Source organism: Bacillus stratosphericus (assembly GCF_020524495.1).
In the GTDB taxonomy this organism is placed as follows: domain Bacteria; phylum Bacillota; class Bacilli; order Bacillales; family Bacillaceae; genus Bacillus; species Bacillus stratosphericus_B.
The window spans coordinates 39,199-62,131 of sequence record NZ_JAIVLB010000004.1; the positions used below are offsets into that span (position 1 = coordinate 39,199).

A 22,933-nucleotide genomic window follows, 5' to 3' on the forward strand; every position below is an offset into this window, starting at 1 on the left:
AGAATCTTTTTCTCTCGGAAAGATTACTAATTAGTTGCTTGGCGCAAACGTACGTTTAAAGCCTTCGATTGCTGTATTCCACTCTTCATCAGCAGGCATGTTTCCTGTTTGAGAGATTGTATCAAACAATTCTTTATGGTTTTCTTCAAGGTACAAGAATAACTCAGCTTCAAAACGTTTTACATCAGCAATTGCTACATCGTCTAAATATCCTCTTGTGAGTGCATAAAGAATCGCTACTTGTTTTTCAACTTTAAGCGGTTTGTTCAAGTCTTGTTTTAAGACTTCAACTGTTCTAGCACCACGGTTTAATTTCGCTTGAGTCGCTTGATCTAGATCAGATCCAAACTGAGCGAAGGCTTCAAGCTCACGATAAGAAGCAAGATCCAGACGAAGTGTACCTGCTACCTTTTTCATCGCTTTGATTTGTGCAGAACCACCTACACGGGATACAGACAATCCTGCGTTTACCGCTGGACGTACGCCTGAAAAGAAGAGGTCAGATTGTAAGAAGATCTGTCCATCTGTGATCGAAATCACGTTGGTTGGGATATATGCAGAGATATCGCCAGCTTGCGTTTCTACGAAAGGCAATGCTGTGATAGAACCGCCACCCTTTTCGTCACTAAGCTTCGCTGCACGTTCTAATAAACGAGAGTGAAGATAGAAAACATCACCAGGGAATGCCTCACGACCTGGAGGACGACGAAGCAATAATGAAAGCTCACGGTAAGCTGCCGCTTGTTTAGAAAGGTCATCATAAACAACAAGTACGTGCTTGCCATTATACATGAATTCCTCCCCCATCGTTACACCCGCATAAGGAGCAAGATAAAGAAGTGGTGCTGGCTGTGATGCCGAAGCTGTGACAACGATTGTGTAATCAAGCGCACCATGCTTACGAAGTGTTTCAACAACACCACGAACGGTTGATTCTTTTTGCCCGATTGCTACATAGATACAGATCATGTCTTGATCTTTTTGGTTAAGGATCGTATCAATTGCAACAGATGTCTTACCTGTTTGACGGTCACCAATGATCAATTCACGCTGTCCGCGTCCGATGGGAATCAAGGCATCAATGGCTTTAATTCCTGTTTGAAGCGGCTCATGTACAGATTTACGATCCATAACGCCTGGTGCTTCACTTTCAATTGGACGTGTTTTGCTTGTTAAAATTGGACCTAGTCCATCAACAGGCTGACCAAGTGGGTTCACAATACGTCCGATTAACTCTTCACCTACTGGAACCTCCATGATACGACCTGTACGTTTTACGTCATCACCTTCGCGGATATCTTTGTAAGGTCCTAAAATAACGATACCTACGTTAGACTCTTCAAGGTTTTGAGCCATACCCATTACACCATTAGAGAACTCAACCAGTTCTCCTGCCATAATGTTGTCAAGGCCATGAACACGTGCGATACCGTCCCCTACTTGAATGACTGTACCGACATCTTTTACTTCAATTTCAGATTGATAGTTTTGGATTTGCTGCTTTATCAGTGCGCTAATCTCTTCAGCTTTGATACTCACTAAGGTTTCACCCCTTCTAACGATTTTCGCCTGCAAGCTGACGTTCAATGCGGGAAAGTTTTCCACTCACACTGCCGTCATAAATGCGGTTTCCGATACGGATTTTTACTCCGCCTATTAGATCCTTGTCAATCACATTTTCAACACGCAGTGATGTGACTCCGGCTTTTTTGGCAAATACTTCAGATAAAGATTGAATTTCAGACCCGCTAAGCGGTTTAACTGAATACACGATCGCATCGTCTATTTGTTTCGTCCGGTTTGCAAGTTTCACAAATTCAGACGTCATTTCAGGAAAAATATTCGTGCGTCCGCGGTCAATCAGTAAATACATTGTGTACAATACGTAAGTTGAAACACCTTTGAAAGCTTCTGCAATCAAATGTTTCTTTTTGTCTGCCGTAATCTTTGGATGAACAAGAAAGTCGTTCAGTTCTTGATCAGACTTTAGAACTTTTTTGATCTCATTCAGCTCTTTTTCAGTTTCGTCTACTGCCGAAGAAGCAAGAACGATGTCAAAAAGAGCAGAAGCGTAACGCTTAGAGACAATAGTCACGCTCATCGGCTTTCGCCTGCCTCTTTAAGGTACTCTTGGATCAATTTCTCTTGTGCTTGCTCATCAAGTTCTTTTTCAATCACTTTAGATGCAATTAACACAGATAATGATGCAACCTGCTCACGCAGCGCAGCCACAGCTTGTTCTTTTTCTTTCACGATTTCAGTTCTAGCAGACTCTTTCAAGCGCTCTGACTCTTGACGTGCTGCTTGAATGATGTCTTCTTTTTGTTTCTCACCAAGCTTTTTCGCATTTTCGATGAGTGTATGTGATTCTTCGCGTGCTTCTTTCAATAAGACACGTTGTTCTTCAAGAAGCTTTTCAGCTTCAACATGCTTTTGTTCAGCACTTGAAATTTCATTTCCAATATAATCTTCACGCTGTTTCATAATCCCTAATAAAGGTTTAAGCGCAAATTTCTTTAAAAGTGCAAGCAGGATGAGCATCGCAATAAGCTGGAATAAAATATCCCCTGCATTGAGGCTTAAGCCTCCTGCTCCTAAAACCACTGGTAACTGAGACATTCCGTACGGCAACTCCCTTCTTTAAATAATATGTTAAGAAACAAAACATAAAGGAATGGCGAAGTTTCGAACTAATCTGATCTTCGCCATTAAAATTCATATTAGAACGCTTCTCACATATTAACCAAAGAATGCCAAGAATGCGATAACGACAGCGATAATTGGAAGTGCTTCAACTAAAGCAACCCCGATGAACATAAGTGTTCTTAGTTCTCTACCAGCTTCTGGCTGACGAGCGATTCCTTCAACTGTTTTAGATACGATTAAACCGTTACCAATACCTGCTCCTAGTGCTCCCAAACCGATTGCAATTGCTGCTGCTATTAAATTCATTAAAAAGCTCCTCCTTTAAATTAACGTCCTTTTTGGACTCTCAAATTTTTAGTGTTCGTCGCTGACTTTATGGGAAATGTAAACCATTGTCAGCATGGTAAAGATAAATGCCTGAATTGTTCCGACAAACAAACTGAATGCCTGCCATACAATCATCGGCACGATGGCGCCTAATGTACCAATAATTCCAATCGCAATGTTTTGCGAATAGAAATTGGTCGCAAGTCCTGCAAGCAAACCAAGAAGAATCTCTCCAGCGAAAATATTTCCATAAAGACGCAAACCAAGCGTTAACGTGTTTGCAAATTCTTCAATGATTTTCAGTGGAACCAAAAATGGGATTGGTTTTAAGAAGTCTTTCGTATATCCCTTAACTCCTTTTGCCTTCACACCGTAGTAATGGGTCAATCCCATGACCATAATCGCTAGTGTCATTGTGATTGCAGGATCTGCTGTTGGCGATTTCCACCACAAGTTGTGATCGACCGTAATCGAGAATGGCAGTCCAAGCATGTTTGAAACAAATATGTACATGAGTAATGTAACGCCAAGCGCTAGAAATGGGGCTCCTGTTTTCATATCCATCGAACTACCTATGATATTTCGAACAAAATCAACAATCCATTCCATGAAGTTCTGCGCCTTTGTCGGACGTATAGACAGAACACGAGTAGTCAGCACCGCTATGAGAAGAACGATGATACTAGCAATCGTAATCATAAGAACATTGGATAAGTTGAACGTTAACCCTAAAAATTCTGTCGTTTTTGAACTGTGACCCAAAGAGTATTCACCTCTCTTTCATAGTAGAACGTTTAAGTTGAATAAAGGAATCTATCATAATGACAGGATATATTGTCATCAATCCTATAACAACGCCTGCCAGATGAACTTCATTAGGGTAACGACTAGCAATCGCTACTGCAAGAATCGCGTTCGCCCATCTGGCTGTACTTCCCATTGAACGAATGGATTTTCCTTTTTTAACCGCCCGATCAAAAGCATGCATTCTCCGTATAAGTAGGAATAAATTAAAGAAAGCAAAAGTTGTGCCGATAATCAAACCAAGAAACAGTGGTTTAAAACCAGGCATGGCATAGCCAAACACAAAAATTGCCAATAGATAAAACATATATTTACTCTGTCTGCGGAAAATCGCATTTGGATCGTTCATTCATCTGACTCCTGATGAAAAATATTGTAAAAAAGGTGATAAATGGTGATGAAAAATGCGTAGAAGACGCTTATGATAAGCCGTCCTGTCGAAAAAAATCAATCACCCATCGGTCTAATTGCACAATCAGACTTGTAATCTTTAGATCTATGGGATTCTGCTTCATTCGCTGATACAAACCCCGATAATTAAAGGGTTCACAATGAGGATTAGTAGAGTGCTATAGGCTATGAAAACCTTACCATAATACCCTCGTTTAGCATACAATAGCGTCTATGATGTGTCAATCGGTTAAAAGTTAAAAAACTTTTCTATACGGATAGAGCACACAAAATGTTCACAATTTCATCAAACTTTAGGAGAGATGTGACTTTCATTGAAAAAATGTTAATGTTCAGTATACATGATTTTTTTAAATACGATATCAACCGTTTCTCATATTTTTCAAAAAAAGCCCCGCATGCATGTTTGCATGTGGGCTTCTATATACATAATCTTATTTTGTTCCATACATACGGTCACCAGCATCACCAAGGCCTGGGATGATGTAACCTTTCTCGTTCAATTTCTCATCTAATGCTGCAATGTAGATGTCAACATCTGGATGATGTTTTTGCATTTCTTCAACACCTTCAGGGGCAGCAATCAGACACATGAAGCGAATGTTTTTCGCACCGCGTTTTTTCAGGCTGTTTAACGCTTCAACTGCCGATCCACCAGTTGCAAGCATTGGGTCTACTACGATAAACTCACGCTCTTCCACATCAGATGGAAGCTTCACATAATATTCAACAGGCTTTAATGTCTTTGGATCACGATATAAACCGACATGTCCCACTTTAGCAGCTGGAATGAGTTTCAAAATCCCGTCTACCATTCCAAGACCTGCTCTTAAAATTGGCACAACACCGAGTTTTTTCCCTGAGATCACGTTTGATTTAGCTACTTGTACAGGTGTTTCTACATCCACCTCTTCAAGCGGTAAGTCTCTTGTGATTTCAAATGCCATTAACGTGGCGACTTCATCCACTAGCTCTCTAAATTCTTTTGTTCCTGTATGAACGTCACGAATATATGTAAGTTTGTGCTGAATAAGCGGGTGATCAAATACATAAACCTTTGCCACTGCTAGGTACAACTCCTTTTCTGTCATCTTCCGGTGAACTTTGCACACTTCTTACAATTCTACATAAAAAGACACCATCTTTCAATATGATTCGCAAATCCCACAAAAAAACCCACATGCCAAAAACAGGCAAATGGGTCTACTTTTTAATAATCTAATTCTTTATATAGAGGGAAACGAGCAGTCAGATCAGACACACGCTTTTTCGCCTCTGCTAATTTCTCTTCATCTTCATGATGTTTAAGAGCAAGCGCAATAATGGAACCAACTTCCTTCATTGCTTTTTGATCGAATCCGCGGCTTGTCACTGCGGCTGTACCTACACGTACACCACTTGTGACGAATGGCTTCTCTGGATCATAAGGAATCGCATTTTTATTCACTGTGATACCAATTTCATCAAGAATGTTTTCTGCAATTTTTCCTGTAATGCCAAGAGAGCGCAAGTCGATAAGAACAAGATGGTTATCTGTTCCACCAGATACAAGCTGAATGTCTTCAGATAAAAGTGTTTCAGCTAGTTGTTTTGCGTTATCAATCACGTTTTGTGCATATGTTTTGAAATCTCCGTTCAATACTTCACCGAAAGAAACAGCTTTTGCAGAGATGACATGCATCAGTGGCCCACCTTGAATACCAGGGAAGATCGATTTGTCGATCTTTTTACCAAACTCTTCACGGCATAGGATCATTCCGCCGCGAGGTCCGCGTAATGTTTTGTGTGTTGTTGTTGTCACAAAATCTGCGTAAGGAACTGGGTTTGGATGAAGACCTACTGCAACAAGACCGGCAATGTGAGCCATGTCGACCATAAAGTAAGCACCGACTTCATCAGCAATTTCACGGAACTTTTTGAAGTCAATTTGACGTGGGTATGCACTCGCACCTGCAACGATTAGTTTCGGCTTATGCTCGCGTGCTTTTTCAAGTACATCTTGATAGTCAATATGCTGCGTTTCTTTATCTACACCATATTCCACAAAGTTGTACTGTACCCCGCTAAAGTTCACAGGGCTTCCGTGTGTTAAATGCCCACCATGAGATAAGTTCATGCCTAGCACTGTATCGCCGTGCTCAAGAATCGTAAAGTAAACGGCCATATTCGCTTGAGCACCCGAGTGAGGCTGTACGTTCACATACTCAGCACCAAAAATCTCTTTTGCGCGATCACGTGCGATATCTTCTACAACGTCTACATGTTCACAGCCACCATAATAGCGTTTTCCAGGGTAGCCCTCAGCATATTTGTTTGTTAAGACAGAACCCTGTGCTTCCATGACTGCTTCGCTTACAAAGTTTTCTGATGCAATTAATTCGATTTTGTCCTGCTGGCGTTTCCGCTCTAGTTGAATTGCTTTGAATACTTGTGCGTCTTGCTCAGGTAAATGTTTCATCAGCGAAATCCTCTCCAATCTATTTCCATTCGATGTTTTCACCATCTCATTGTACACGGTTTTTGAGTAAAATGTAAAATTTTTTTTGGTAAATCGACTTCTTTTTTATGAAAAACCGAATATTCAAGTGGTAAATCGTCTTTATCATTCAACATTATATTAGAAATATATCCGAGCTATGAACTTGTATAAACCGCCCGTTCTCCGCCAATCAGCTTCGGACGTGTTTTCGCAAACGACACATGTGCTTGTCCTAATTGATGACGACTGAGGCGGACAGGAACAGCTACTCGCTTTAAGTGCATTCCGATCAATGTATCGCCGATATCAATTCCTGCATGCGCCTCAATGGATTCAACTAACACAGGGTGTTCCATTTGCTGATACGCATAAGCTGCCATAGAACCACCCGCCTTACAAACAGGGACCGCTGCCACAATCTCTAATTGAAGGCGACAAGCCACCTCTTCCTCAACGACGAGGGCACGATTCAGATGCTCGCAGCATTGGAATGCCAGCTCAATTCCGGTCTCTTGCCTTAGCTGATTCAGCTCTTGATAGATCGCTTCAGCAATTTGATCACTTCCTGCTGTACCTATATGTTCCCCAGCGACTTCCGACGTACTGCAGCCAATCACTAAGCTCTGTCCCTCACGCAGTTCGACTGTTTGGTGAAACTCTTTTAACATTTCAAGCCATTCTTGACCAATGTTCATGTTAAGCGCTCCTTATAGATGCTTTTCTTCATAATCAGCGATTTTACCAATCCGCACAGCATGGCGTCCTGCAGTAAATTCTGTCGCTAGCCAAATGTGTGCGATTTCTCTTGCCAATCCCGGTCCAATCACACGTTCTCCCATTGCAAGAACGTTTGTATCATTATGTTCTCTAGTTGCCTTCGCGCTAAACGTATCATGTGCTAGTGCACAGCGAATGCCTTTCACTTTATTAGCTGAAATGCTCATGCCAATGCCTGTCCCGCAAATTAAAATGCCACGGTCGACTTCTCCGTTTGCCACCATATCGGCCACAGGAAAAGCATAATCTGGGTAGTCTACAGAACCTGATCCACATTCACAACCCATATCAATGTATTCAATCTTTAATTCATCCATCAGTTGTTTGATTTCTTCACGAATCTTCGTTCCGCCGTGATCGGATGCAATGGCTACTTTCATCGCGCAATTCCTCCTAAGGGTGAGTTGATCTTTCGTGTCTTCCATTCAATCTTTTATTCACAGTTATATTTTAACCTCTGCCTAGTCATTTGCAAACAAAAGCAGAAAAACCGTTTACGCAACGGTTTAACAGGTTGTCCATTTATGAGGATGTCCTATCCTGTTTAAATTTCTCAGCAAGCTGATACAGCAATGCTTCTAGTTCATCACGTGTTTCCTGGTAAATGGAAAGACTTCCTCCAAAAGGATCAGATACATCACCTTCTGTCCCTGTCGCAAATTCCTTTAATGTGAAAATCTTCTCTTGTGCATCTGCAAATTGCTCGACAATCAACTGTTTATGCTGAATTGTCATGGTAAAGACATAATCGGCTTCGTGAAGGAGATTTTCTGTCAGTTTTGACGATGAGTGATTGAGTGGAATGCTTTTCTCAAATAATGCTTCGACCGCTTGTGGAGAAGCCTTTCCTGCACCAGAGACAAAGATACCCGCAGATTTTACAGTTACTCTCAAACCTTTTTCATTAGCAATCGAAGCAAAAAGGGCTTGAGCCATCGGACTTCTGCATGTATTCCCAGTACAAACAAATAAGATATTCATCTTTCGCCCTCCTTTTCTTCTATTATATAGGATTTCATTCTACTATGTAAGGAGACTGTCTATAGCGGAAATATTAATTTGAGACCAAAGGCTAGTAAAATGAGACCGCCAAGCGCCCCGCTATATGAACCGACCCATGAATGAACCTGTTTACCAAGTAATAATCCGATCCATGTAAGCATCATACTAAAAAAGCCAAACAATAAAATGGTCATCAACACCCGAGATCCATAAATCCCTAGACTTAAACCAACAGAGAAACTGTCTAAGCTCACACTTGTCGCAAAAAGGACGAGACGGGCCCCAACAGGCGCAATAAATGGTTCATCCTCTTTTCGGATAGAGGAAATGATCATTTGCACCCCTAGCACTAAAAGCAGCGCTCCACCGATATAGGTTGAAAGGAGACCGAGCCACCCAGATAAAGGCTGACCTGTCAGCATGCCAACAAGCGGCATAAGCATATGAAATATTCCAATTACAAGTCCAATATAAATAATCTGGCGGAATCTCAGCCGAATCATCCCCATGCCAAGTCCAACCGAAAAGGCATCCATCCCAAGTGCAAAAGCCATGATACTGAGCGTAAGCAATTCGCCAGCTAGTTCATTCATGTAATTCCCCCTTGGACACGCATTCTCCTTTAACCTATGTTTGTCCAAAAAAGGTTAGAACTAGTTGAACGAAGAGAGTGTACGCCCTCCTGAAGCTTTTTGAAGACGGTTCATAATCGCAGCACCAACGCCCTGCTCTGAAAAAGCTTCTGAAATGATCAAGTCTACATCCGTTACATCAAATTGTCTAAGCACACGATATAAGTTTGCAGCGACGGTTTCAGGCTTTTCTCTCCATCCACAGCTATAAACAACATCTGCCGTAAACAACGTTTTCTTTTCTTCGGTTGTCAGCACACCAACTTTTTGACCCTCAGCCTGATACTTCTGAATGTGACGCTGCATCTCTTCATCACTTCCATGAAAAATATACATATGCGCTTCAGGTGCATAATGTGTGTATTTCATCCCTGGAGATACTGGCGCCTCGTGCTTTTTCGTTAACCCTGGGTCGACTCTGACTGTCCCTACTACCTCTTCTAACGCTTCTTTTGTCAAACCGCCCGGCCTTAAGATCACTGGAATCTCGTCTACACAGGATACAACAGTTGATTCCACGCCAATACAAGTGGAACCGCCATCGACAATTCCAGCAATTCTTCCATCCAGATCACTTGCTACATGGTCAGCTTGTGTCGGAGAAGGTTTCCCCGACCGATTGGCACTTGGTGCGGCAATTGGCAGTCCAGCTACACGGATGAGTTCAAGCGCAATGGAATGATCGGGCATTCTCACGCCAACTGTGGATAAACCTGCTGTGACCTGCTTTGATAAAGTGCCCGGCTTACATGGGAGAACAATGGTTAAGTCACCTGGCCAAAAAGCAGCCATCAACGCCTTCGCTTTTTCATTTTCTATTAGCGCAAATTCATGAAGCTGTTGAACTTCCGCAATGTGGACAATCAACGGATTATCACTTGGACGCCCTTTCGCTTCATAAATTTTCATAACGGCCTCTGTCTCTTTCGCATTTGCCCCTAGTCCATAAACAGTCTCTGTCGGGAAAGCGACAACTTCGTTTTGCTGCAACAGCAAGGCTGCTTGTTCAATTTGTGGATAGTATGTAGATAAATCCTTTTTTAAATCCACAGACCATCTTTTTGTATTTAACATCAGACAAACTCCTTTTAAAAAAGATAAAACTGTTGATATATCTCAATTATCCTTTTGAAAGTATAAAAGATGATGCTCAATAAAACAAGCGTTGTCCACAATTTGTGGATAACGCTTGTTTAACAGTGGATAAGTATGTGTATAAATCCGTTTGTTTGATTAACTACTCTTTTTTTGCAGCACCACAGCCTGTTTTTTCCCCAGTGACTCCTTTGCATGTGTAGATACCCACACGCTATCCGGAATTTCTTCTAATAGTGAGAAACCCATTAATGCTAAAAAATCATGTGAGGACGAATGGTTGGCTACGACATAAAAGGTATCCACACCTCGTTTTTCCCCCAATGTTTGTACACTTTGAAACAAAGAAACAATGTGTCCCTGACCGAGTTTATCTGATATGACAAGTGACCTGAGTAACCCCTCATGTTCATTGAGCTGTTCAAGGCCTAAGCTTCCTGCCAGCTTCCCGTCAGCATCTTCCATGACAACAAATGCCGTACGCTCTGCAATCGTCACCCCGCCCTTGGCTTGTCCTTTTTCAAGAAAAGCATTGATAGCTGGGACATCTTCTTCTGTGGCCATTCTTAATTGATAATACATGCTTTCACCTCTTTTTGATCTCTTACTTCAACTCTATGAGGCAAAAACAGATTTATACCAATTGTTTTAAGAGAAAAGACTAGAGACCCATTCGAACAGAAAGAACTTCACTTCTCCAGTCTCTTCTTTCTCTTCTTTCACCACTTCATTCACAGACTCATCTGTTTGCTGCTCTGCCCCCTTGGCTTCATCATCCCCTTCTGGCGATGCAATGGCTTCTCCATTTGAAAAGTCGATAAAGCAAAGAGGTGGGAATAACACACACCACCAATTGGCTCCATCCCCTTCTCCTAACGTAATCAAAATGGCTTCATATTTCCCAGCAGGATAGACGAAATTTCCATAAAGCTTTGTTGGAAAAGAAGCTTTTTGAAAATTGACCGATACCGATTGATCAATATGTTGTTCTTTCAATTTTGTTTTGGCGATACGATTGATTTCAGGTAGCTTTGAACGAATGACATGTCTCGCTTCATCAATGGATGTCAGGTCTTTGACCCACTCAGTGATATTGGCATTGACCTCATCACGAATGCTTCTTTTCACATCTTGATCCGCTGAACGATCACTATTCGCTAAAATGCGTAAACGAATCGCTTCATCTGGTATCACAACAGGCTGGTTTGCAGAAGCAGTCGCTGTCTCCTCTCGTCCAAGGTTTGCAAAAGCCCCACATAATAATAGGAATATATAAAGACAAATTATCATTTTACTTTTGAACATGTTGTGTTCTCCCCCACTTTTTTTCTTCGCTACAAACATTGTGTCCAGGAAATTTATCTCTTAAACAGCAAAAATGATTTTTTTAATAGATTATGAGTCAAATGAAAAAAGCCGTTCCATTTCAGAACGACTTTGGAGTGAGGATTGGTAGTCAGAGGGATATAGTCTCCCGTCCCAATCTCGGCTGATTTTTAAACCTGATTCTGTTTGGATGACCGTCATTTGCCCTTTTTTCTCGATTTCTTTTTTGACCTTTCCTTTTTGATCAATAAATTGAATCGTCATTTCATAATCAAATTCAATTCTGTCATCACTTTCATCAGAAGGCGTAAACGTAATATTCTTCAGCTCAATTTGACAATCTTGATCCTCAGCTGCTTCTAAAACACTTGGGAACATGCTGTCTTGTGTATATTCCTGATATTCATGCTCGGTTAAATAATACTTTAACTTCTCCTTCATGTCAGATAGGTCATCCGTTCGATTCACTGTGTATTGTGCTTTTTTATAGCTTTCTCCAAATGCTGCTGCCTCTTTTTTAAAGCTAGGTTTACCGCAAGCACTCACAATCAATAGTACACCGACGATGACCAACACCATCGCATACCTTCTGTTCACACCATTCGCTCCTTCAAAACAAATTTATGTAAAAACATCATGATCAGAATGTTCATTCTTATGTATATACGTTTCTCTTTTACCATAAGTTTCATCTTTACATAATAAAATAGTCCGACTTTATTCAGCCGGACTTCCGTTTTGAATGTGTACGCAAACAGCTCGGTCCTTTCCGTTAATGTCTTTTACGATGCGAACATTAGCTGTAGGGAATGCCTGCACGAGAAGGGCTTTTACATCTTGTGCTTGCGTGTGTCCAATTTCAAAGACAACGACCGCTTGCTTATTTAATACGTTGTGGAGATCACGAACGAGCCGCTGATAAAACCATAGCCCATCACGTCCGTCAGTCAGCGCATTGACTGGTTCATGCTTTGTGACAACCTCTGATAGACTGTCCATTTCTTCTACTGCAATATAGGGTGGATTGGAAATAAACAAATCCACTTTGATGCCATGATCCACGATAGGTTCAAGTAAATCTCCATGTAAAAAATGAACGTCTGCACCTAGCGCTTCTTGATTCCGCTTCGCTACCGCCAGAGCATCACGTGAGATATCAGTCGCTATGACAGATAAAGATTCTTTTTCAAGAGCTAACGTAATAGCGATTGCTCCGCTTCCTGTGCCAACGTCAACTGCTGTCAGCGGCAGATCATGCGGAAATACTTCATTCACCATATTCAACGCCGCCAGAACGACTTCTTCTGTTTCAGGACGAGGAATGAGAACATGTTTGTTCACCTCAAAAGGACGGCCATAAAAAAATTCAACACCCGTTAAATGCTGAACAGGCACGCCAAGCTCATGCTGTGTGACAAACTCGCTGAACAGTCGATCTTGCGCCTCTGGCAGCGGATCATGAAAACGTGCAAGAAGTTCACTTCTGCTCCACCCAAGCACATGCATCAGAAGAAGTTTTGCTGCATTTTGGTCTCTGCCCGCTTCCGTTAACAAAGAAGAAGCCCATTTAAGGGCTTCGAAAATCGTTCGTTGATTATTTTTCATTTTGAAGCTTTCTTGCTTGGTCTTCCATAATTAATGCATCTATGACCTCGTCAAGTTTTCCTTCTAAAATCTGATCAAGCTTTTGAATCGTCAACCCAATGCGGTGATCTGTTACACGGTTTTGCGGAAAATTGTACGTACGGATACGCTCCGATCGATCCCCTGTTCCAACAGCAGATTTACGTGTTTGATCATATTCAGCTTGTGCTTCACGCTGGAATTTATCATAAATTCTAGCACGTAACACTTTCATTGCTTTTTCTTTGTTTTTGATTTGCGACTTTTCATCCTGACAGGAAACAACAACACCTGTTGGAAGGTGAGTTAATCGAACAGCAGACATGGTTGTGTTTACACTCTGCCCACCGGGTCCGCTTGATGCAAACGTATCGACACGAATATCTTTTTCGTGAATATCAATTTCAACTTCCTCTGCCTCAGGTAATACAGCCACTGTCGCAGTCGATGTATGAATTCGTCCGCCTGATTCTGTTTCGGGGACACGCTGCACGCGATGTGCGCCATTTTCAAACTTTAATTTGGAATAAGCGCCTTTCCCGCTGATCATAAAGATGATCTCTTTATAACCGCCCGTTCCAGTGATACTTGCTTCCATGACTTCCGTTTTCCAGCCTTGCATTTCAGCATAACGACTGTACATACGGTAAAGGTTTCCTGCAAAAAGAGCAGCCTCTTCTCCACCTGCTGCACCACGAACCTCAACAATAACGTTCTTATCGTCATTCGGATCTTTTGGAATCAACAGGATTTTCAGCCCGTCTTCTAAACGGTCCGTTTCCTCTGTGAGCTCTGAAATTTCTTCCTTGACCATGTCGCGCATGTCGAAATCCAGCTTCTCTTCTAGCATCGCTTTCGCATCATTCAGCTGGTCGTAAGCTGCACGATATTGTCTATATACCTCAACAGTTTCTTGAATATCTGATTGTTCCTTTGAATATTCACGAAGCTTGTTAGGATCGTTTACCACTTCAGGATCACTTAAATATTCATTTAGCTTTTCATAGCGTTCTTCGATTGATTTTAAACGGTCTAACATGGCCTTCACCTCTGTTTTGTGCGTAACAGTCTAATTATAGTATAGAGGGGTATGACAGTCAAAAAAAATTTCCAAAACAATGATGTCGCTACATTTTTTTGCTAGAAAACACGATCTTTGGCGATTGGTTACTTGTTTTGTCTAACGTGAAGGAACATGTCCTCCTTCAAGAGAATGATACTTGTAATTGAAAAAAGGGAGGGCATTTGGTTTGAATACAAATGAGGTTGCTAAGGAAATTGGTGTCTCTTCAAAAACGATTCATCGTTGGGTCAAGAAGCTCAACATTCCTGTCGCCCGGAATGAACTTGGACATTATGAATTTCATGAAGACATTGTAAAGCTACTTAAAGAGGTCAAACACCAAATGAATGAAGGCGTATTCCTTCAGGACATTAAAATGTCCATCCATGAGGAGACGGTTCAGCAGTTATCACCCGCTGTAGAAACTACCGCTGCTACACAACGGCTTGAAGCTTTAGAAGGACAAGTGAAGAAGCTCCTTCAGCAGCAATCACAAGTCGCTCATGTTGAAGAACGTTTACAAGAGCTTGAACGAAAACTGGCCAAAAAGGCAGATGAATGTGTGTCCTATCAGTTGCTTCAGCACCGAAGAGAAATTGAAGATTTAACGACTAAACTTGAACGCCTCACTACAACATTGAAACAATCGTCACAAGTAGAAGAAGAGAAGAAAATCGCACACCCTGAGATCAAAAAGAAGCGTGTACTCTTCCCTCTATTTCATTCGTTTCGCTAAGAAAGGCTGCCTCGCTAGGCAGCCTTTCAACTATATTATATGGTAAGTGCAATTCCATTTCCGAGAAGGATTTTATGGTTAATTTCATATTTTCACATAGAACAATTTGTTATTCAACAGTATGGAAATACGGAGAATGGCAAGCACGTCATCTTTGTTTATTTTTGGAAGTTGCTAAACCCGCGATGCCGGCAATCAGTTCGAGTTTTTCTTCACTTAATTTAGCCAAAAGAAAGTAACTGTAAATAAAAGTATTAAATATAGGGCTGAAAAAATTCTATAAATACCTTTTTTTAATTGTAAAGGTGGGGATATGACTAAAATGGTCGGGCCAAACAAAGTAATCAAAAAATATCTATAATCAAAAAAGAAAGTACAGATTGATAGTAGTATCGAGAAATAAAATACTATTATAAATGAAGTATTAACTTTACTTTTCGTTTCTTTTTGTTCTTCTTCTGTATGATCGTCCAGTAATTTATCTATCTGCTTTTTATTAAACATAAGAGTCCAAATGTTAATTTGTTCAGTAAATAAGGCGTTATGAATGCTTCTGTAACAGCAGCAAGTAATGTCAATAAAAATAGTATAATAACAAAGTACAAAAAATCTAGTAAAAACTGTTTTTTTGAAAAATAAATACCCCATGAATAATACCTAATACTAGCTTGAGAGAGCGGAGTTTGGCCCATTTTTACTATCTGGCTCAACGGTAACGTGCATACCGCCGTGAGTTCCTTGCTGTGTGAAAAACTGAACTCAACGGTTTCTGGCCGTATGGAAAGGAGAATCTTTCCGCGTGAGGATCCGCTGCTTTCTGATTAATTGAGATGCGCAACATGCGATCTTTGTTTTCTTTTTTCACAAAAGTGCAGTTTCAACGATTAAAAAGTCCATCTTACTATTCTTTTGATTGCGGCATTGCTTAGATGATCCTAAACAATGCCGCATTACACATTTTAATATGCTCTTACAATTTTTTTATATTTAGGAATCCACATTGCGTCTTTCACAGCTTGTTCAATATTATCAGGTGTTTTTCTTGCAACTCCATCTTCAATCGCTGCTTTCGCAACTTCAATCGCCACTCGGATTGACACCTCTTGTAATTTATCAATGCTTGGAAGGAGACCAGCTCCTGGTTTATCATGGTCAACCATTTCAGCAATCGCATTCGCAGAAGCGACGAACATGCCTTTTGTGATGATTTTTGATTCCGTTACGATAGAACCTAGACCAAGTCCAGGGAAAACAAATGCATTGTTTGATTGTCCAATTTCATGTTCAATTCCGCTGTACTCAACGTTTTCGAATGGGCTACCTGTTGCAACAAGTGCACGGCCGTCTGTCCATTTGAATAGATCCTCTGGCACTGCCTCAGCAAGTGGTGTTGGGTTAGACATTGGCATGATAACAGGACGTTCTGTATGAACTGCCATTTCTTTAATGATCTCTTCAGTAAATGCGCCGCCTTGACCTGATGTCCCGATAAGGATCGTTGGCTTTACTTGTCGCACTGTTTCTGCAAATGAGATTTGTCCTTTTTCATCACGTGCCCAGCCCTTCACTTCATCAGATGTACGAAGGTACGGTTTTTGGAAATCAAGCACTTCAGCTTCAAATTGGTCTGTTAACAACCCTCTGTAGTCTAATGTCCAGAATGCATTGTTTGCTTCTTCTTCAGTCAGACAACCTTCAAGTACCATTGTGTCACGCATTTGATCTGCGATTCCGATACCAGCTGATCCAGCTCCGAAGATGACAACACGGTGATCTTTCAATTGAGTACCAGTTTTTTTGACAGCAGCAAGAACTCCCGCTAAAGTAATGGCACCAGTACCTTGAATATCGTCGTTGAACGTTAGGATGTTGTCGTTGTATTTTTTCATGATGTTACGTGCATTTTTGTTTCCGAGGTCTTCCCAGTGAAGCAACGCTTTCGGGAAGAATTTAAGTGCTGCTTTAACATAAGCATCAATGAACTCTTCGTATTTTTCACCTTGTACACGTTTGTGATGGTTACCGATGTATAATGGATCATTCAATAGTTTTTCATTGTTTGTTCCAACATCTAATACAACTGGAATAACACGGCTTGGATCAATACCTGCTGCTGCAGTGTAAACAGCCAATTTACCAATCGCGATGTTAATACCACCAACACCCCAGTCACCAATTCCAAGAATACTCTCAGAGTCAGTTGCAACGATGAGGTCAATGTCGCCTGCTGTTGCATGCAAGTTTTCAAATGCTTTCTCAATGCCGTCGATGTTGTCGATTGTAAGATAGACACCATGAGGTCTTCTGTATTCATGGCTGTATTCTTGAATCGCTTCACCAACAGTTGGTGTGTAGACAACAGGAAGCATTTCACGAAGCTTGTCTGTTAAAAGCTTGTAAAACAACACTTCGTTACGGTTTTGTAAATCATTTAAGTATACGTTTTGACGAAGACGATCTGGCTGAGCAAGAAATTGCTTGTACGCTCTTTCCGCTTGTTGTTCTAATGTGAGAACAGTTGGTGGAAGCAATCCTTCTAGGCCAAGCTCTTGTCTTTCTTCTTCAGAGAAAGCAACGCCTTTGTTCAACGTTGGAATCGATAATACATCTTTACCTGTCAAATTGGTTTCGAGATACCCTTCTTTTGTCTTCTTCACGTTGTTCATCAAAAATACCCTCTTCCTTAAATAAGGTTAAATATTATTCAAAAGAATGATTAAGGAGAAAAATCCTTAACCAAAAAAATACGACAAGAAATCAAACTTTCGTTGAAATGCTTTACTACACTACAGTTAGTCATTTTATGCCTGCTTATGCCAAAACGCAAGCGTATTTTTCCTTAGTGTTATTTAAGGTTCAGCCAAAATTTAGAAAAACAAATCATAGCATCATTTACTATTTCTTTAATTGTCAAGTGTTTTACCAACATCAAGCTTTGGTACTTCATGGTGATGTCTGCAGCGTGCTTCGTATGATTCCTGCGCACCTACTAAAATAATGGGATCATCATAGGATGCGGGTTTACCGTCGATCAATCGTTGTGTTCTACTCGCTGAGGAGCCGCATACCGAACAAACTGCTTGAAGTTTTGTTACAAGCTCTCCAGATGCCATTAAATGAGGAACAACACCAAATGGCTCTCCTCTGAAGTCTTGATCAAGGCCTGCAACAATGACTCGGTAGCCTTTATCGGCCAATTGAGTGACAATATCAATGATTGTCTCATCAAAAAATTGCACCTCATCAATGCCAATGACATCTGTTTTTTCTGATATGTGCGTTATTATGTCTTTTGGTGAGGCTACTGCAATTCCATCTACTGATAAACCGTTGTGTGATACAACTGAGCTTGTGCTATATCGATTATCAATTGCTGGTTTGAATATTTTCACTTCTTGTTTGGCAAAGGTGGCTCTTTTGGCTCTCCGAATCAATTCTTCCGACTTTCCAGAAAACATACTACCGCAGATGACTTCAAGCCAACCGCTTTGTTTCATCACATACATAAGGTCTTCTCCCCCGTTTTAAAATTCCATCAATCCACGTAAAAAAACAGGCAAGAACGGATTCCTGCCTGTTTATTGTATCTATTATTACTTAAGACCGTATTTTTTGTTAAAGCGGTCAACACGTCCATCAGCAGAAGCGAATTTTTGACGGCCTGTATAGAAAGGATGGCATTCAGAGCAAATCTCAATGCGTACCTCTTCTTTTACTGATCCAGTTTCAAACTCATTTCCACAAGCGCATTTGACTGTAGCTTTTTTGTAGTTAGGATGAATTCCTGTTTTCATCTACTGTCATCTCCTTCCGCCCTGAATCCAATTCGGAAACAGAGTTAATATCTCAGAATAAGTTCTGAAACGCACATGATGAAATTATAACAGTGTGAGTCTATGATTGCAAATGTATTTTTTCAGGAAGCTACCTTCTTGATGCAGACATATTCGCATGTTTCCATTCTTGCGTTAAAATATCGAAAAATTCTTGGTTTGTCTTTGTTTTTCGCATTTTGCGCATGAACTTCTCAGCGAAGTCAGGTGTATCAGACATCGATTTTCTCATCGCCCATAGACGGTCAAGATGCTCTTTTGGCACAAGGAGTTCTTCTTTTCTTGTACCAGAACGACGAATGTCGATCGCTGGGAAAATTCTTCTATCTGCAAGTGAGCGGTCCAAATGGAGTTCCATGTTTCCAGTTCCTTTAAACTCCTCATAAATCACATCATCCATACGTGACCCTGTATCAACAAGTGCTGTGGCTAAAATGGTCAGGCTTCCACCTTCCTCAATGTTACGCGCAGCACCGAAGAAACGTTTTGGACGATGGAAAGCGGCTGGATCAATCCCGCCAGATAGTGTTCTTCCACTTGGTGGAATGACAAGATTGTATGCACGGGCAAGCCTTGTGATGCTGTCCATTAAGATTATGACATCTTTTTTATGTTCAACAAGTCGCATTGCACGCTCTAATACAAGCTCTGCTACTTTAATGTGGTTTTCCGGTACTTCGTCAAAGGTTGAACTAACAACATCTCCTGCAACAGAACGTTCGATATCTGTTACTTCCTCTGGGCGTTCGTCAATCAGAAGCACAATTAGTTCTGCCTCTGGATGATTTTCTGAAATGCTGTTGGCAATTTCTTTTAGCAAAATGGTTTTCCCTGCCTTAGGCGGCGCAACGATTAATCCACGCTGTCCAAACCCAACTGGTGCCATCATATCCATAATTCTAGTAGACAGGTGATTTGGCTGTGTTTCAAGAATCATTTGGCGATCTGGGAATAGCGGTGTAAGTGCAGGAAAGTGAACACGTTCCTTTGCTGACTCTGGGTCATCCCCATTTACTGCTTCTACATGAAGGAGGCCATAGTAGCGTTCATTCTCTTTTGGAGGTCGTACCTTTCCTGACACCTTATCTCCATTTCGTAAATCAAAGCGTCTGATTTGTGAAGCAGAAATATAAATATCTTCAGAACTTGGGGAGTAGTTAATTGGTCTTAAAAAACCAAATCCCTCAGACTGAATAATTTCCAGAACCCCTTCCATAAATAAGAGATCCTCTTGCTCTGCATTTGCCTTTAAGATTGCAAAGATTAATTCTTTTTTTGTTAGTTTGCTGTAATAAGAGATTTTATAACGTTTTGCTAACTCATACAGCTCTTTTAATTTCATATTTTCCAAAGATGATATCGAAACATCTTTCAATATGGACACCACACTTTTCTAGTCAATGTATTTCATTACAAATGCATGACCATTGTATTTGATTAGCTTTTAATTCCGTTTTTTGTTGGAATGACCTCACTCTCATGGTAACTAACGCTCCCACTCGTTATATCATGGAAGATAGAAACAAGGTGAAATAGAGCTTTTTCAACATAGAGAAGGATAATGAATATATTGTCATTGTGCGGCAGTATTTAAACTTGTTGAAGCTTAAAAGAAGTAAATTCGCAGAAAATTTCGCAGCACTCTTTAGTTTTACCTCATTTGCAGAGAATATTCAACTTTAAAAAGAAAATGATATACATTTGACACCTATAAAAGCGGGTAATGAATACCCGCTTTCTGATTACGGAAGAATGACAAGATTCGGTTTTTTCTTTAAGCTGTGTCTGCCATCGACGAATCGAACAGTACCAGATTTCGCACGCATGACAACACTATGTGTTGTTCCAACAGAGCCTTTGAATTGAACACCTTTTAATAACTCTCCGTCCGTTACACCTGTCGCTGCAAAAATGGCGTCGTCTCCTTTCACGAGGTCTTCCATTCTCAGGACTTTTCCAACATCCAGCCCCATCTTCTCACAGCGTCTCAGCTCTTCTTCACTTTGAGGAAGAAGCTTACCGTGGATTTCACCACCAAGTGCCTTTAACGCAACAGCAGAAAGGACACCCTCAGGTGCTCCGCCTGAACCAAATAGAATATCAACACCAGTGTGATCAAATGCTGTATTAATGGCTCCTGCGACGTCACCATCGTCGATCAATTTAATTCTTGCTCCTGCTCCTCTCAGCTCAGCAATAATTTTCTCATGTCGATCTCTGTTTAAAATCGTCGCAACAACATCTTCAATATCTTTGTTTTTCGCTTTTGCAACAGCGCGAAGATTATCAATGACAGGCGCTTCAATGTCGATGCAGCCTACCGCTTCTGGACCTACTGCGATCTTATCCATGTACATATCAGGTGCATTTAGCAAGTTACCATGATCAGCAACAGCGATGACAGCTAAGGCATTCCAGCCGCCGCTTGCCACAATATTTGTTCCTTCCAATGGATCAACAGCGACATCCACGCGAGGTCCATATCCGTTCCCAAGCTTTTCCCCGATATAAAGCATTGGTGCTTCGTCCATTTCCCCTTCGCCGATGACCACTGTTCCCTTCATCGGAATGGTGTCAAATACATCACGCATTGCACTTGTTGCAGCATCATCTGCTTCGTCTTTCTTCCCTCTCCCCATCCAACGGGCAGATTTTAATGCGGCTGCTTCTGTCACGCGTACTAGTTCCATCGATAAACTTCTTTCCATTTTCGTCCAAATCTCCTCTCGCAGTCAAGCCTTATGAATTTTGAAGTTCTTCTATTTCTTGGTCACTGAGCTTTTTACGCCAGATGGTTGCACCCAAGCCTTCTAGCTTCTCCTCAAGCATACTATATCCTCTGTCTATATGTTCAAGCCCTGTGACTTCGGTCACACCGTCTGCCATTAACCCAGCGACAACGAGACACGCACCTGCACGCAAATCACTTGCTTTTACCTTTGCCCCTTGGAGCTTAGTTTGTCCGGTAATAATGGCAGATCTCCCTTCCACCTTCATATTTGCACCCATTCGACGCAATTCGTCAATGTGTTTAAAGCGGGCAGAGTAGATCGTATCTGTGACAACACTTGTGCCTTTCGCTTTTGTTAATAAGGCCGTCATCGGCTGCTGAAGGTCAGTCGGAAAGCCAGGGTACACAAGGGTTTTGAAATCGACAGGCTTGAGTCCTTCGTTCCTGCCAACAATTAGCATCTGATCGTTACTCGTTTCAATGGTGAACCCCATCTCTCTAAGTTTCGCCGTAATTGATTCTAAATGAGTTGGGATCACATTATCAAGTACAACTTCATCTCCCATCGCTGCACCAGCAATTAAAAACGTACCTGCTTCTATGCGATCAGGAATAATTGAATGCTTGCAGCCATGAAGAGATTCTACACCCTCGATCCGAATCACATCAGTGCCCGCACCTTTGATTTTAGCTCCCATGCTTGCAAGCAGTGTCGCTACATCAATAATTTCGGGCTCTTTTGCGGCATTTTCAATCACTGTTTTGCCTTTGGCCAACACGGCCGCCAGCATAATATTAATGGTCGCACCTACACTCACAACATCAAGGTAAATACGTGCTCCGACTAATTTTTCAGCACGCAAATAAATGGCACCCTGCTCGTTTGTCACCTCAGCTCCAAGTGCTTCAAAGCCTTTTATATGTTGGTCAATCGGTCTAGGACCTAAGTGACATCCTCCTGGCAAACCAATAACAGCCTGTTTGAACCTGCCTAGCATCGCCCCCATTAAGTAATAGGACGCACGCAATTTTTTGACTTTCCCATTAGGAAGCGGCATACTGATCATTGTTGAAGGATTGACAACCATTTCACCTTTTTCAAATGTCACCTTCCCGCCAATTTCTTCTAACAGATCTCGTAACGTGTCAATATCTGAAATATGCGGAAGGCCCTCAATAGTTACTGGAGAATTAGCGAGAATCGTGGCAGGAATCAGTGCCACAGCACTATTTTTCGCACCACTAATATGTACGGTCCCACACAAGAGGTCACCACCGGCAATGTTTAACTTTTCCATATTTGTCTCCCTTCTTAAGAAGATCACTGTTGGAGTTATACTGTTTGTGGATGTCGCGCTTTAAAAGGTCTTGTCCAAAATTTAGCCAATATCAAGAGAAAGAATACAGGTTAAACAAAATTTGTCGGAAGAAAAATAATCGAAGCTTTG

The 22,933-nt window shown here is 41.3% G+C and carries 25 protein-coding genes; 1 reads left to right on the forward strand and 24 read right to left on the reverse strand.

The annotated features are described in order from the left end of the window. Window positions 1-30 precede the first annotated feature (30 nt). The 18 genes from atpA to prfA all read right to left on the reverse strand — a co-directional run bounded on the left by atpA (window position 31) and on the right by prfA (window position 14,161). Window positions 31-1,539: a F0F1 ATP synthase subunit alpha gene (gene atpA / locus LC033_RS02515; RefSeq protein WP_226566697.1), complete on the reverse strand. Its 1,509-nt coding sequence runs from the start codon at window positions 1,537-1,539 to the stop codon at window positions 31-33. 16 nt (window positions 1,540-1,555) lie between these two features. After that, window positions 1,556-2,101, reverse strand: a complete 546-nt coding sequence (locus LC033_RS02520; RefSeq protein WP_226566698.1) for a F0F1 ATP synthase subunit delta — start codon at window positions 2,099-2,101, stop codon at window positions 1,556-1,558. Continuing rightward, window positions 2,098-2,619 carry a F0F1 ATP synthase subunit B gene (gene atpF / locus LC033_RS02525; protein WP_226566699.1) on the reverse strand — a complete coding sequence of 174 codons (522 nt, stop codon included), beginning with the start codon at window positions 2,617-2,619 and terminating at the stop codon, window positions 2,098-2,100. The genes LC033_RS02520 and atpF overlap by 4 nt, the downstream gene beginning before the upstream one ends. Before the next feature lie 120 nt (window positions 2,620-2,739). Then, on the reverse strand, window positions 2,740-2,952 hold the full coding sequence (gene atpE / locus LC033_RS02530) for a F0F1 ATP synthase subunit C (protein WP_003214968.1): 213 nt from the start codon (window positions 2,950-2,952) through the stop codon (window positions 2,740-2,742). Window positions 2,953-3,000: 48 nt separating this feature from the next. Further along, the gene (atpB, locus tag LC033_RS02535; protein WP_226566700.1) at window positions 3,001-3,735 is read right to left on the reverse strand and encodes a F0F1 ATP synthase subunit A; all 735 of its coding nucleotides are present in this window, start codon (window positions 3,733-3,735) and stop codon (window positions 3,001-3,003) included. Between the two features lie 7 nt (window positions 3,736-3,742). Beyond that, window positions 3,743-4,126, reverse strand: coding sequence for an ATP synthase subunit I (locus tag LC033_RS02540; RefSeq protein ID WP_226566701.1), 384 nt, complete (start codon window positions 4,124-4,126; stop codon window positions 3,743-3,745). Between the two features lie 496 nt (window positions 4,127-4,622). After that, entirely contained in the window at window positions 4,623-5,252 is a 630-nt protein-coding gene (gene upp, locus LC033_RS02545; protein ID WP_003214553.1) for a uracil phosphoribosyltransferase, read from the reverse strand. A gap of 146 nt (window positions 5,253-5,398) precedes the next feature. Next, entirely contained in the window at window positions 5,399-6,646 is a 1,248-nt protein-coding gene (gene glyA, locus LC033_RS02550) for a serine hydroxymethyltransferase (RefSeq protein ID WP_226566702.1), read from the reverse strand. Window positions 6,647-6,822: 176 nt separating this feature from the next. Beyond that, entirely contained in the window at window positions 6,823-7,362 is a 540-nt protein-coding gene (locus LC033_RS02555; protein ID WP_226566703.1) for a TIGR01440 family protein, read from the reverse strand. 12 nt (window positions 7,363-7,374) lie between these two features. Next, window positions 7,375-7,824: a ribose 5-phosphate isomerase B gene (rpiB, locus tag LC033_RS02560; RefSeq protein WP_226566704.1), complete on the reverse strand. Its 450-nt coding sequence runs from the start codon at window positions 7,822-7,824 to the stop codon at window positions 7,375-7,377. A 142-nt stretch (window positions 7,825-7,966) separates the two neighbouring features. Beyond that, window positions 7,967-8,425 (reverse strand): low molecular weight protein arginine phosphatase, encoded by a 459-nt coding sequence (locus LC033_RS02565; RefSeq protein ID WP_226566705.1) that lies wholly within the window; start codon window positions 8,423-8,425, stop codon window positions 7,967-7,969. A 59-nt stretch (window positions 8,426-8,484) separates the two neighbouring features. After that, window positions 8,485-9,039, reverse strand: coding sequence for a manganese efflux pump MntP (locus LC033_RS02570; protein ID WP_226566706.1), 555 nt, complete (start codon window positions 9,037-9,039; stop codon window positions 8,485-8,487). Between the two features lie 60 nt (window positions 9,040-9,099). Next, the gene (locus LC033_RS02575; protein ID WP_226566707.1) at window positions 9,100-10,152 is read right to left on the reverse strand and encodes an L-threonylcarbamoyladenylate synthase; all 1,053 of its coding nucleotides are present in this window, start codon (window positions 10,150-10,152) and stop codon (window positions 9,100-9,102) included. 159 nt (window positions 10,153-10,311) lie between these two features. Further along, window positions 10,312-10,755, reverse strand: a complete 444-nt coding sequence (locus LC033_RS02580) for a GNAT family N-acetyltransferase (protein WP_226566708.1) — start codon at window positions 10,753-10,755, stop codon at window positions 10,312-10,314. Between the two features lie 66 nt (window positions 10,756-10,821). Beyond that, window positions 10,822-11,478, reverse strand: a complete 657-nt coding sequence (gene spoIIR, locus LC033_RS02585; RefSeq protein WP_226566709.1) for a stage II sporulation protein R — start codon at window positions 11,476-11,478, stop codon at window positions 10,822-10,824. A 90-nt stretch (window positions 11,479-11,568) separates the two neighbouring features. Then, the gene (locus tag LC033_RS02590) at window positions 11,569-12,078 is read right to left on the reverse strand and encodes a hypothetical protein (protein ID WP_264188612.1); all 510 of its coding nucleotides are present in this window, start codon (window positions 12,076-12,078) and stop codon (window positions 11,569-11,571) included. Window positions 12,079-12,216: 138 nt separating this feature from the next. Beyond that, window positions 12,217-13,104, reverse strand: a complete 888-nt coding sequence (gene prmC, locus LC033_RS02595; RefSeq protein WP_226566711.1) for a peptide chain release factor N(5)-glutamine methyltransferase — start codon at window positions 13,102-13,104, stop codon at window positions 12,217-12,219. Beyond that, on the reverse strand, window positions 13,094-14,161 hold the full coding sequence (gene prfA, locus LC033_RS02600; RefSeq protein ID WP_226566712.1) for a peptide chain release factor 1: 1,068 nt from the start codon (window positions 14,159-14,161) through the stop codon (window positions 13,094-13,096). Before prfA ends, prmC begins: the two co-directional genes overlap by 11 nt. A 211-nt stretch (window positions 14,162-14,372) precedes the next feature. Here prfA and racA point away from each other — a divergent pair, with 211 nt between their 5' ends. After that, window positions 14,373-14,921: a chromosome-anchoring protein RacA gene (gene racA / locus LC033_RS02605; protein WP_226566713.1), complete on the forward strand. Its 549-nt coding sequence runs from the start codon at window positions 14,373-14,375 to the stop codon at window positions 14,919-14,921. Window positions 14,922-15,880: 959 nt separating this feature from the next. On the opposite strand, the gene malS is transcribed toward racA, so the two are convergent. From malS to murA, 6 genes are all read right to left on the reverse strand, one after another. Beyond that, complete coding sequence (gene malS / locus LC033_RS02610; protein WP_226566714.1) at window positions 15,881-17,587, reverse strand: oxaloacetate-decarboxylating malate dehydrogenase; 1,707 nt, start codon at window positions 17,585-17,587, stop codon at window positions 15,881-15,883. A 237-nt stretch (window positions 17,588-17,824) separates the two neighbouring features. Then, on the reverse strand, window positions 17,825-18,427 hold the full coding sequence (locus tag LC033_RS02615; RefSeq protein ID WP_226566715.1) for a thymidine kinase: 603 nt from the start codon (window positions 18,425-18,427) through the stop codon (window positions 17,825-17,827). A gap of 87 nt (window positions 18,428-18,514) precedes the next feature. Then, window positions 18,515-18,715, reverse strand: coding sequence for a 50S ribosomal protein L31 (rpmE, locus tag LC033_RS02620; protein ID WP_003215407.1), 201 nt, complete (start codon window positions 18,713-18,715; stop codon window positions 18,515-18,517). A gap of 130 nt (window positions 18,716-18,845) precedes the next feature. Beyond that, complete coding sequence (gene rho / locus LC033_RS02625; RefSeq protein ID WP_226566716.1) at window positions 18,846-20,129, reverse strand: transcription termination factor Rho; 1,284 nt, start codon at window positions 20,127-20,129, stop codon at window positions 18,846-18,848. Window positions 20,130-20,496: 367 nt separating this feature from the next. Next, on the reverse strand, window positions 20,497-21,462 hold the full coding sequence (gene glpX, locus LC033_RS02630; protein ID WP_226566717.1) for a class II fructose-bisphosphatase: 966 nt from the start codon (window positions 21,460-21,462) through the stop codon (window positions 20,497-20,499). Window positions 21,463-21,493: 31 nt separating this feature from the next. Continuing rightward, window positions 21,494-22,783 carry a UDP-N-acetylglucosamine 1-carboxyvinyltransferase gene (gene murA, locus LC033_RS02635; protein WP_226566718.1) on the reverse strand — a complete coding sequence of 430 codons (1,290 nt, stop codon included), beginning with the start codon at window positions 22,781-22,783 and terminating at the stop codon, window positions 21,494-21,496. Window positions 22,784-22,933 lie beyond the last annotated feature (150 nt).